Raw genomic sequence first — 11,643 nt, forward strand, 5'->3', positions numbered from 1 at the left:
GCCGTGCCGGCGCAGTCGGCATCGCGATTGCCGCCACGTCTGTCGCAATCGCCAAACACTTTGCCCCGTTACTGGGGAACCGATGAAGAAGAAAGCCCACTCTTGAAAGGAGAGCGCGTAAATGAACGCTGATGATGTGAAGTCAATACCGATGATGGACCCGCTCGCGAACCAGCACACCGGTGGATCGAGTGCATCCAGACGCACCATCTACGTAGATCTTGATGGCGTAATGGCCGACTTCGACGCGGCATTTCCCGCCCTGTTTGGCCTGGACCACCGCGTGCTTGCCGATGATGAAATGTGGGGGCACATCAACAGCCACCCGTCATTCTTCCGCGACCTTCCGCCGATGCAAGGCGCAGTGGAGTTCTTCCACAGCATCCACCACTTGAACCCGGTGATTCTCACGGCCTGCCCGAAATCGAACTACCCACTCGCTGCCATGCAGAAGCGGCAGTGGGTCCGCGAGCACCTGTCAGCAACCTGCCTGGTGTTGCCTGTGCTCGGCGGCAGGCACAAGCCTCTTTTCATGCACCAGCCAGGCGATGTTCTGATCGACGATTTCGAAGCGAACTGTGATGCCTGGACAGCGGCCGGGGGCGTGGCGATCAAGCACGCCGGCGATTGGACTGCGACGCGTCACGCGCTTTCCCAGATTGAAGATCTGTCAGGGGCAGCGCTCGCAAAGGGCTGATGCCCTCTCTGCCGACCACGTTGGCACTTCCATAGACAGGCCGAGGCGCTGGCCCCTCGGCCCCCAAGGCTGGCAACCTGCTGCGCAGCCCCGCCCTACTTCAACCGCTCCACCAACCGCTGCCCCACCTCCAGCGCCGAGGCCGGGTTCTGCCCGGTAATCAGCTCGCGGTCCACCACCACATGCCCGGTCCACGGCGCAGCATTACTGCTGAACTTGGCCCCCGCCCGCTGCAACGCCGTCTGCGGGTAGAACTTCATCTCACCGCCGCCCAGCAGCGGCTTGGCCTGCTCTTCTTCCTGGTTGCTGATCACCGTCATCTGGTAGCCGCTGTAGATCCACTTCGGCGTTGCCGGCGTCGCGCCCGCTTCCAGCTTTGCCACGAAACCACCGGCATCGGGCAGTGTGGACAGCAGTGCGATCGGCCCATGGCAGACCAGCGCGGTGGTCTTGTTGCGCTGGTGGAAGTCGGCCAGCAGCCGGCCCAGCGCCGGGCTCTTCAGCAGGTCCTGCATCGGTGCGTGGCCACCGGGAATGTAGACCGCGTCGAACCGCGCGTAGCCCTGCTGCTCGACGCGCGCCAGGCTCACCACCGGCGAGGCCGTCGGCGAGGTCAGCGCCAGCTTCTCCAGCAGGTCCTTGTGCAGCGTCAGCTGCGCGGCATCGTTGCCGAAGTACGCCGGCGTCACCGAGGACGCATCCACCGTCGGCGCCAGCCCCTGCGGCGTGGCGAAGGTCACCTCGTGGCCCGCGTCCAGCAGCAGCTTGACCGGCTGCATCAGCTCGTTGAGATAGAAGCCGGTGGACAGCACCTTGCCGTCCTTCAGGTCCAGGTGGTTCTCGTCGGACAGCACCACCAGCACGTTGGCGGCATGCGCGCCGGTGGCGCCCAGGGTCAGGGCCAGCGCTGCGGCCAGTCGGGTCATCAGGTTCATGGGGAGCTCCTATCAGGGAATGGCGGCCACTTTATTCATCGCCCCAGCGGCGATAAATTGGCCCCATCGCAAAACATCTGTTCCCCGGAGAGCCAAATGAGCCGCAAGTTCGACTACCTGGGCGATGTGGAGGTGTTCCTGGCGGTGGTCGAGCACGGCTCGTTCACGGCCGGCGCCGTGGCGCTTTCCACCACGCCCTCGGTGCTGAGCCGCGCGGTCACCCGCCTGGAAGCGCGGCTGGGCCGGCAGCTGCTGCAGCGCACCACCCGCCGCGTGGGCCTGACCGACGCCGGGCGGCTCTATCTGGAACAGGTGCGCACCGCCTTCGGCCTGCTGGACGACGCCGAGCGCGACGTACTGGCCCAGGATGGTGCGCTGGCCGGCCGCGTGCGCCTGAGCGTGCCCACCACCTATGGCCACTACCGGCTGCCGCCCGTGCTGGCGCGCTTTGCGCAGCAGTACCCACAGGTGCAGGTGGAACTGAACATCACCAACCGCAACGTGGACCTGGTGGCCGAAGGCTTCGACCTGGCCATCCGCCTGGGCCAGCTGCCGGACAGCGGGCTGGTGGCGCGAAAGCTGGAAGACGCTCCGCTGCTGCTCGTGGCTTCTCCGGAGTACCTGCAGCGCCGGGGTACGCCGCAGACGCTGGACGACCTGCAGCAGCACCTGTGCCTGCCCTTCGTGATGCCGCGCACCGGGCGGCTGGCGCCGTGGATCTTCCGCGACGACGGGCGCGACGTGGACTGGCTGCCGCGTTCGTCCATCGAGACCTCCGACGATGTGCTGGGCGTGGTGTCGCTGGCCGAACAGGGCATCGGCATCTGCCAGAGCTATGAATTCATCGTGCGCGAGCGGTTGCAGCGCGGGCAGCTGGTGGAAGTGCTGCCGCAGCTGCGGGGGCGATCGCGGCCGTTCTCGGTGATCTATGCGCCGCATCGGCGGCAGTCTGCGGCGGCAAGGGCGATGATTGAGTTGCTGGTGGGGAATGCGGCTGAGGCTGGCGTCGGCTGAAGCCGGGGGCTTGTTAACGGTGTCGGGATTGAACCGTTTTTCGGGGGTGTGCGGCTGATCGCGCGCCGTTGCGTGGCGAAGCTGACTAAGAACTGTTGCAAAGTAAGCTGTCGCGCTATTCGCTTGTGGCTACAGCGGCTCAAGGGACCAGCTGGCGCAGTTGGGCGCGCTGCCAGAAGCAACGGTGAATCGCTTCCGCAGCGCGGGCCAAAGTAGCCGGGCATGCTCCGGCCGCGGGCCGGCAGCGCGTGATTCACACGAATCTATTGCGGAGTAACCACTGAGCGGGCGCCAATTCATCAAGAGCGTAGACCGCGGGATCACCCTCTTTCCAGAACGCATCGGCGATCGAACGCCGTTGCGCTTGGTCCACGCCAGCGATCAACACCGGGTCGACCATGTCGAATTGCTGCAGCAACGGCTCCTCCTCGATCTTGACCTGCAGTCGCTTGGCGTAAGGCTCGGCGGTGTCCAGTGCCCCAACAAAGGGCGAGGCAAGAATCCTGGGAGGCTGGGCAGGCAGTTGCGCAGATAGCGCGCCTGCCTGCTTGCGCGCCCCGCCTCTGTCAGTGGAATCAAAGCATGGGGCATAGTGATGCCTCCGGCGTTGGAGACACTTCCTCCGTGGCGTACCAGATAGATGGAGCGAAGCATCAATGCGGATTCCTATCAGCTTGGCCTGATACTAGATGGGAATTCCCAGCCTCTTGCAGGAATGAGTGATTCGCTCCCATGCCCCGTTAGTCTGCCTCCAGTACCTGCGGCACATAGATGCGGCGCAACGGCAGCAGGCCCTTGTGTCGCGAATCAAACTGCTCGTAGTGGGCGAAGACCAGGTCCACCAGTTCATCGCCGTCGATCAGGCGCAGGTTGGCCTTGCCCTGTTCGAAATTGCGGCAGGCAGGGCTGTAGCTGCCCAAGGTCACGAACAGCCCGTATTCGCCGTGGGACAGCTTGCCGTACAACGCCGACACGTCCTTGTCGGTCACGGTGTTGGGGCTGCTCTTGACCTGCACCTTGATGATGGGCGGTTCGATGCCCAGGTGGTCCTTGTGGGCAATCACGTCCACGCTGGGTTCGTTCACCCGGGTCTTGCGCGCGTGGTAGCCCATGCATTGCAGCAGGTGCACCACAAAGTCCTCCAGCGGGAGGCCCTTCAATTCCAGCGCCAAACGCTTGAGCACGAAGTCGCGGGTGGTGTCTTCCATGTCATCGGTAACCAGGCCCACCGAATGGTCCTGGTCCACCGGCAACGCAGGTGCATACTTGCCGCCCACCGCCGCGCGGAACTCGTCCGCATAGCTCTTGACCTGGAACAGGCTGAGCGCCGAGCCGATTTCGTACAGCGCGCCCTGAATGAACTGCAGGCGTGGCACGTGGCTCAGCCATTGCACGCTGCGGCGGTGCGGATAGCCTTGGATGGCATCGGCCACGTACTGGTACGAGCCAGTGACGCGGCCAATGTGCACTTGCTTGTCCTGCTTGGAGGGGTAAACCACCAAGTCGCCGGCCTTCATCTCGTGGAGGAACCGGTAGGGAATACCCGAAACGGTGGCAATCCCGCCCTTCTTCGCCTCCGGGTAGGCCTGCACATAGCACTGCCGGAAGGCGTCGCGGTCGGCTGCCAGCCGCGACAAGTCGCCCATGGCATCCCAGCCAATGGCAATGCAGCCTTGTTTGAGGAACAAGGCGTCGGCATCGCCGGTGCGGCCTGCATGGATGCCCCACACTACTTCATTCATCTGTATGGCCTTGTGTCTGCATGTGGGAGTCAGCCGTCTTCACGGATATCCAGCGGTGGCAACGCAGCGACGATCTTCTGGGTTTCGAGGCTGACGGTGACCACGCGCTGGAACAGTTCCAGCGGGTACTTCGGATCGTGCATGGTCTCGATGGCCCAGTCGTTGGCGTCGTTGACGATGCCGCTGGCCTTGTCCACGCGCACGGCTTGGCGTTCCATCACCCAGTCGAGCGCAGCCTTGCCATTGACCACGTACTCCCAAGCCGCCTCCGGAATGTCACGCAGGGTGATCTTGTTGTTGTAGATCACGGTGCCGCGGTCGTTGACCGACTTGCCGGTGTCCGGGTCCTTCTTCTTTCCGAACTTCATCTTCTCGACGCGGTAGTCGGCGTCCGTCAGCTTGCCCTTGGTCTCAACCGTGAGCGGGTATTTCTCAACCGTTTCGTAGTTCAAGTGCAACGCGGCGAGATAACGCCCAGCTTTGCTGAAACGCCAGAAGTCCTGCGCGGTGCGCACGCGCGGGATGCGCGGCAGTTCCTTGCTCAGGTTGTCGGCATAACGTTCGCGGTAGTCGGGCGAATGCAGCAGGCCGTAGATATAGTAGAAGAGGTCTTCCTTGCTGATAGCCTTTTCGGGGTAGGCAGACTGGAAGTGAGCCAGGCCAGCGTCGGTGATGGCGTCGCGGCGGCGCGGGCCATCGCCGGTCCCGCCGGCGAACAGGCCGTTATCGATTTGCTGGACGGCTTCGTCGTAGAGGTAGAGGGGGAAGCATTGCGAGCCGGCGACAAAATGGAAGTTTGGAACGCTGTCGGCAATCAAGCTGCTGAATCCGGCGGACTCCCCCAGTCCGGTTACACAAATGACCATATTTGCGGCATCAGGACGTGGGAAAATTCGCGGCATCTGCAGGACGCGCTCATTGAGCGTGCGATTGAAGTAGAACCACTGACGAGCAAACGGGCGGTACAATCCCTGTGTCGCGCAACTGGCATCAAACTCCAGTGCCCGTCCCCTCACCAGTTCCTGTTTCAGATTGACCGACCAACTGATGCGCGTTTGATCCGTCTCGACGAACCCGTCCACCAGCGACTGCCGTTCCTTGTGGTTCAAATCCCCATGGACGGCATTGAAACGGGCAAGCTCAGCACTGTAAACATCAATCATTCTGGAAACGTTGGCCGCGAGCTTGGATTGGAGGGCGTTGTAGGCCCAAGCGTCACGTGACGTGACGACACCTTGCGAATAATTGTCGAACAGCTTTGGCGAATCTCCTCTCTTGTCGCCCAGCACAATGAAGCGATTGAAGCTGTCGTCACGCTGCTTGAGCCAGTCTCCGTGCTCGTCCGGGGTGATGACCTGCCATGCGTCGGCGGGGATGCCGGCGACGCTTGCATAGGTTTCGATCTTCTCCAGCTTATCCTCGCGACTGAGGTGATCGCCAATGTCGTGGAAGTAGATCTGTCCGCTCTGTGCGGCATCCGGGTTCTTGACCAGCAGGGAGATAGCGATGGGGGCGCGGCTGCCACTGCCGAAGATCTTGCCGCCCTCCCTGCGCGAGGTTTCGCCGCTGGTGCGCTGGTTGCCACGTAGGTGGAAGACGTACAGACTGGAAAACTCGTCGGCCAAGCACTTGCGCAGGCCATCGGCGGTATTGGCCTCCACAAAGCCCGCGTTGGTCACGAAGCCAATGACTCCCGCATCCCCGATGCGATCACTCGCCCAGCGGATGGCGCGGATGTAGCTGTCGTACAGGCCTTTGGAGAGCGCGGCATCAGAACGGGCCGCATAGGTCTCCGCAATGCGTTGATCCAGCGTCGGATAGCTGACGTTCTGGTTGTTGTCGTTTTGGCTGCCCTGGCCGATGGAATACGGGGGATTACCCACGATCACCCGAAGCTCCAGCTTCTTCTGTCGCCTGCGGCGCTTGCTGTTGTCCACCAGCAGCGCGTCCACCAGATCCTCCTTCTCATACATCTGGAAGGTGTCGGTCAGGCAGATGCCCTCGAAGGGCACGTAGTCGCCGCCGGCGATGCCGTGGTAGGTCGCCTCGATATTGATGGCGGCGATGTAGTAGGCCAGCAGAACCAGTTCGTTGGCGTGGATCTCGTGCCTGTATTTGTGCGCCAGCTGCTCCGGTCTGATCAGACCGGACTGCAACAGGCGGGTGATGAAGGTGCCGGTGCCGGTGAACGGGTCCAAGATGTGCACGCCCTGGCTGCCGAGGGTCTGCCCGAATTCCTGCCGCAGCAGGTGGTCCACGCTGTGCAGGATGAAGTCCACCACCTCCACCGGGGTGTAGACGATGCCCAGGCGCTCGGTCATCTTCGGGAAGGCGTTGCGGAAGAACTTGTCGTACAGCTCGACCACGATCTTTTGCTTGCCGGTGGCGCTGTCGATGCCTTCGGCCCGTAGCTTCACGCTATCGTAGAATGCCTGCAGGGTGTCGGCCTCCTTCTCCAGGTGCAGTTCTTCGAGCACATCGAGCACTGCCTGCATGGCCTTGGACATGGGGTTGTGGCTGGCGAAGCTGTAGTCGGCGAACAGCGCGTCGAACACCGGCCTGGTGATCAGGTGCTGGGCCAGCATCTCGATGATCTCGGCATCGGAGACCTTGTCGTTGAGGTCGTCGCGCAGTTCGCTTGCAAAGGCGCTGAAGGCGTCGCGGGCCTTGGCCTGCGTCTCGTCCTCCAGTAGGGCCTTGATCCGGTCGATGTGGGTCTGGGCGATCTTCGCGATATCGTTGGCCCAGTCTTCCCAGTGGTGGCGGTTGCCGCACTTCTCCACCACCTTGGCGTATAGGGCGCGCTCGACTTCGCCGATCTCGAACTCGAATTCGCTTTGCACTTCGGCTTCGTAGCCAGGCTGGGCTTCACCGATAGTGTGCTTGCCCTTGGCATTGGCCGCCTTGCGGGCATTGCCGTCCACCAGCCGCGCGGTCTTGCGCTGCACGGTTTCCGCGACGGCGATGACTTCCATCCGGCTGCGGTCCGGGCCGACCAGGTCGAGCTTGTTGACCATCGCGTCGAAGCGGTCGTCATGGCTGCGCAGCGCCTGCAGCACCTGCCAGACCACGGCATAGGTGCGGTTGTCGTTCAGCGCCTCGTGCGGCTCGATGCCTGCGGGGATCACCACCGGCAGCACCACGTAGCCGCGCTGCTTGCCCGGGGCGTTGCGCATCACCCGGCCGACCGACTGCACCACGTCCACCTGCGAATTACGCGGCGTCAGGAACAGCACGGCGTCCAGCGACGGCACGTCCACGCCTTCGGACAGGCAGCGCACGTTACTGAGCACGCGGCAAGTGTCGGGCGGCGTGGCTGCCTTGAGCCAGTCGAGCTTCGCTTCCTTCTCGCCGGCGGTCATGCTGCCGTCGACGTGCTTTGCCTCGCAGGTCATGCGCACGGCGTCCTCGATGTCCTCGGCGTCCTGGTAGGCGTCCACGACCGCCTTGAACATGTCGGCGATTTCCTTCGAGCTGACCTTGTGGGTCTTGCCACCCCGGCTGGGCTCGATGACCTGACAGAACGCGACCGCGCGCTTCATCGGTTCGGCGCTTTCGCCGGCACCCTCGTGGATGCCGAGCTTGGCCAGCGCCTTCCAGCAGCCGACGATCTTGGCGGCATCATCCACTCGCAAGCTGTTGTTCTCGTCCTTCAGCAAAGTCTGGAGGCGGCGATTGATGTGGCTTTCCTCGACTGCCAGCACGATGACCTTGTAGTCGACCAGCAGGCCACGCTTGACGGCCTCCGAGAAGGTGATGACGAACAACTGCTTGCCGTACCAGGCCTCGTTGTCCATCGAGTACAGGGCCACGTTGTCGCGCTCGGCTACGGCCTTGGCCTCGTTGCCGTAGATTCGCGGGGTGGCGGTCATGTACAGGCGCTTGGCCGCGCGGATGTACCCTGCGTCGTGCACGCGCACGAAGGCGGATTCGTCATCGCCTTCAAAGGTGGCGCCAGTGGTGCGGTGGGCCTCGTCGCAGACGATCAGGTCGAACTCGGCCAGGCCCTGCTGCTGGGCCTCGTGGATGACGGCGATGGAGTGGTAGGTGCTGAACACCACGGTCATGTGGTCGCCGTCGCTGCGCGCGGCCACGCCCTTGGCCAATGCGCGGGCATCGGTGGTGGCCGGGTAACGCAGTTCGTGGGCCAGGGTCTGGATGGCGTCGTCCTGCTTGCGGCCCTTCTTCTTGCCCACGTCGCTGTCCGAGCACACGGCAAAGCTATGCAGCGGGATGGCGCTTTCCTGGGTCCATTCGGTCAAGGTCTGCTGCAGCAGCGACAGGCTAGGCACCAAGAACAGCACGCACCTGCCTTTGCCGGCTAGGCTTTCGGCAATCTTGAGACTGGTGAAGGTCTTGCCGGTGCCACAGGCCATGATCAGCTTGCCGCGGTCGGCATCCGCCAAGCCGGCGGTGACAGCCTTGAGCGCGGATTCCTGGTGCGGGCGCAGCGATTTCTTCGGCTTCAGCGCGACGGCGGCCTTCGGCTGGAATTTCGCCCAGTTGATCTGGCTGGCTTCCAGGTCATGCAGGGTGATCTTGCTGACAGGCGGCTGTTGGTCGATCAGCGCGTTCTCGGCGTTGTCGCTCCAGTGATCGGTGCTGCTGACGATGACGCGGTGGGCGAAGGGCTTGCGGCCCGAGGCGGTGAAGAAGCTGTCGATGTCCTTCTTCTGCAGCCGGTAATCGGGGTCGTAGAACTTGCACTGGATGGCGTGGAGCGCGCCGGTGCCGACTTCCTCGGCGACCAGGTCGATGCCGTCGTCCTTGGCGCTGAAGCCGTGCGTGGGCGCCCATTCGGCCCAGGTCCACACCTGGCGATAGAGGTCCTTATAGGTGGCCTCATTGCGCAGGTAGGCGAGAATCAGGTCCTCGAAGTAGGTGCCCTTTTCGCGCTCGGTCATCGAGCTCTTGCGGAGGGTGTCGAGTAGGGTCTCAAGTGCAGTCACGAATCCGGATCCTGAAAAGCGGAAAATCGAAGAAAAAAATGGACGCTACAAGACTCCAACGCCATCTGAAATCAATGACATGCTCGGCATCGCGTGCCCCGTCCAGCCCTCGATTGTAGGGGCCACCGGCTTAAAGGGCGACTAGCGCGGACGATCGGCAGCCGGGATTATTGCCCGGATCCACGTAGACCCGCGGGAACCAGCCTGCGGGGTCGGCGGAAGGACTTCGCACTCGCCCCTGGACGCCGTCAGCTGCCGGATGACCCGGGCGGACTCCAGCCTGTCGACAAAATCATTGACGGGGGGTGTAGAAGTTCGGAATCCGCTCGTTCCCTTCGTCGGTGAATACCCAGTAGGCAAGTCTCCTCTTGGCGAATCCCTCACGTTGAGCTTCGTCACGGGCGGCGTACTGGGTGATGAAGAGCCTGTACAGCGCCCGCTCCTGGCGGACGCTCCGACGCACCCAGTTGGTTGTAGAAGGCGGTCCAGTCAGCGATCACCCGTGTGGCATGTACCTGGCTCTCGAATCTATGCCGGTGCAGGCATTGCTCTTCCATTGTCCGCATCACGTGTCGACGTACTGGCCCAGGACGGTGCGCTGGCCGGCCGCGTGCGCCTGAGCGTGCCCACCACCTATGGCCACTACCGGCTGCCGCCCGTGCTGGCGCGCTTTGCGCAGCAGTACCCGCAGGTGCAGGTGGAACTGAACATCACCAACCGCAACGTGGACTTGGTGGCCGAAGGCTTCGACCTGGCCATCCGCCTGGGCCAGCTGCCGGACAGCGGGCTGGTGGGGCGAAAGCTGGAAGATGCCCCACTGCTGCTGGTGGCTGCGCCGGACTACCTGCAGCGCCGCGGTACGCCGCAGACGCTGGAGGATCTGCAGCAGCACCTGTGCCTACCCTTCGTGATGCCGCGCACCGGGCGGCTGGCGCCGTGGATCTTCCGCGACGGCGGGCGTGACGTGGACTGGCTACCGCGCTCTTCCATCGAGACCTCCGACGATGTGCTGGGCGTGGTGTCGCTGGCCGAACAGGGCATCGGCATCTGCCAGAGCTATGCGTTCATCGTGCGCGAGCGGTTGCAGCGCGGACAGCTGGTGGAAGTGCTGCCGCAGCTACGGGGGCGGTCGCGGCCGTTCTCGGTGATCTATGCGCCGCATCGGCGACAGTCAGCGGCGGCGCGGGCGATGATTGAGTTGCTGGTGGGAAATGCGGCTGAGGCTGGCGTTGCTTGAAGCCGCGAGGCTCGCTGGCGTTGTCGGGTTTGAACCGCTTTTCAGGGTATGCGGTTGATTGGGCGCCATTGCCATCCGGCTCGGACTAAGAACTGTTGCAAAGCAGGCCGTCGCGCTATTCGCTTGTGCGGTGGGCGATTGCGCCAGTTTGATTCGCCATCAGCAGAGCAGCTGCGCAAATGCGTCTGCTGGCGTCGCGTGCTGCGCGAAGGGTGCGTGCAACAATAGTTCTTCGCTCTCGGATTCCGCGATTCCTTCGCGAATTTCTATTGGCATTCGAAGCGGCTGCGTAACCAACATGACGCGCCACCGACAACGGGTGGCCGGGCCTGCAAACCCGAACTGTTAGTTGTTTACGCTTACCCGCCGGCACCGTCCTTAACCGGTGCCGGCGGGTAATCCGTCGGCCTTTCTGGCGGGCGGTGCGTGGGGGTCTTCGGACCCGCCGGGTACTGACAACTATCGTCCGGTTTGCAGCCACGCATCGTCCGCCACCCTCTTCGCGGTGGCGCTGTTAAGCACAGCCACGGAAGCCGACGCCATGAACGAATCCGACACCTTCTCTTCGTACACCGTTGTTGAGCCCATCAATGACGACACTCCCCTGCCCGACCTGAACTCCCTGCTCGGCATCCTCAAGCGCATGCGCGGCTGCGAGGGAGCAGATGGACACCCTTGGCCAGAAACCGATGTGTCACCCGGCCGCCGCGTGAGCCTGGCTAGAACCGAGCGCGCAATGGTGGGAGCGCTGACGGTGCTGGAGTTGCTGCACGCGGCGGACCGCTGCCGGGTGGCAGCGGACCCGGAGCGGCATTTGGATGAGGGGGTGGTTGATGGGCTGTTTCTGGCTTGCCGGGGGTTGGTTGAGTGGGCTTGTCATGAGGTAAGGCCGGAGTGACCTGCCTGACCGGAGCGACGTACAGCAGATTTGATTGGGCGTCACATTGATTAACACGCGCCTCCTGACAGACGCGAACATAGCAGCTCCACCCGGCTGAAGAGCATCGGAGCAAATTCCTACATCAATGAGCGATCACGGTCGAGAGCGGCGAGCCCCAGCAAGCCCGTT

At 63.2% G+C, this 11,643-nt stretch carries 7 protein-coding genes and 1 pseudogene; 4 read left to right on the forward strand and 4 right to left on the reverse strand.

Annotated features, from left to right (window positions below):
- Positions 1-121: 121 nt before the first annotated feature.
- Complete coding sequence (locus AC5P7X_RS15330) at positions 122-697, forward strand: 5' nucleotidase, NT5C type (RefSeq protein ID WP_346607516.1); 576 nt, start codon at positions 122-124, stop codon at positions 695-697.
- 95 nt (positions 698-792) lie between these two features.
- Here the strand turns inward: AC5P7X_RS15330 and AC5P7X_RS15335 are convergent, their stop codons facing one another.
- Positions 793-1,632, reverse strand: a complete 840-nt coding sequence (locus AC5P7X_RS15335) for a type 1 glutamine amidotransferase domain-containing protein (protein ID WP_495215104.1) — start codon at positions 1,630-1,632, stop codon at positions 793-795.
- 96 nt (positions 1,633-1,728) lie between these two features.
- Between AC5P7X_RS15335 and AC5P7X_RS15340 the strand changes: the two genes are divergently transcribed.
- Positions 1,729-2,646 carry a LysR family transcriptional regulator gene (locus tag AC5P7X_RS15340; protein WP_495215105.1) on the forward strand — a complete coding sequence of 306 codons (918 nt, stop codon included), beginning with the start codon at positions 1,729-1,731 and terminating at the stop codon, positions 2,644-2,646.
- A gap of 253 nt (positions 2,647-2,899) precedes the next feature.
- Here AC5P7X_RS15340 and AC5P7X_RS15345 read toward each other — a convergent pair whose 3' ends face one another.
- The 3 genes from AC5P7X_RS15345 to AC5P7X_RS15355 all read right to left on the reverse strand — a co-directional run bounded on the left by AC5P7X_RS15345 (position 2,900) and on the right by AC5P7X_RS15355 (position 9,337).
- Entirely contained in the window at positions 2,900-3,064 is a 165-nt protein-coding gene (locus tag AC5P7X_RS15345; protein WP_262089707.1) for a hypothetical protein, read from the reverse strand.
- A 322-nt stretch (positions 3,065-3,386) separates the two neighbouring features.
- Complete coding sequence (locus tag AC5P7X_RS15350; protein ID WP_262089708.1) at positions 3,387-4,388, reverse strand: DUF8426 domain-containing protein; 1,002 nt, start codon at positions 4,386-4,388, stop codon at positions 3,387-3,389.
- A gap of 29 nt (positions 4,389-4,417) precedes the next feature.
- A complete protein-coding gene (locus AC5P7X_RS15355) occupies positions 4,418-9,337 on the reverse strand; it encodes a DEAD/DEAH box helicase (RefSeq protein WP_480988376.1) in 4,920 nt (1,639 codons plus the stop codon).
- 574 nt (positions 9,338-9,911) lie between these two features.
- Between AC5P7X_RS15355 and AC5P7X_RS15360 the strand changes: the two are divergent.
- Positions 9,912-10,574, forward strand: a pseudogene (locus AC5P7X_RS15360) (substrate binding domain-containing protein); the annotation flags it as partial.
- A 541-nt stretch (positions 10,575-11,115) separates the two neighbouring features.
- Positions 11,116-11,472: a hypothetical protein gene (locus tag AC5P7X_RS15365; RefSeq protein ID WP_154329374.1), complete on the forward strand. Its 357-nt coding sequence runs from the start codon at positions 11,116-11,118 to the stop codon at positions 11,470-11,472.
- Positions 11,473-11,643 lie beyond the last annotated feature (171 nt).

This window comes from Stenotrophomonas sp. YJH_SMC_53 (assembly GCF_059369995.1).

Bases quoted from the DNA above. Each gene is read 5' to 3' on its own strand.
- AC5P7X_RS15335 (WP_495215104.1), bottom strand. From the start codon at position 1,632: ATGAACCTGATGACCCGACTGGCCGCAGCGCTGGCCCTGACCCTGGGC.
- AC5P7X_RS15365 (WP_154329374.1), top strand. From the start codon at position 11,116: ATGAACGAATCCGACACCTTCTCTTCGTACACCGTTGTTGAGCCCATC.
- AC5P7X_RS15330 (WP_346607516.1), top strand. From the start codon at position 122: ATGAACGCTGATGATGTGAAGTCAATACCGATGATGGACCCGCTCGCG.
- AC5P7X_RS15340 (WP_495215105.1), top strand. From the start codon at position 1,729: ATGAGCCGCAAGTTCGACTACCTGGGCGATGTGGAGGTGTTCCTGGCG.
- AC5P7X_RS15350 (WP_262089708.1), bottom strand. From the start codon at position 4,388: ATGAATGAAGTAGTGTGGGGCATCCATGCAGGCCGCACCGGCGATGCC.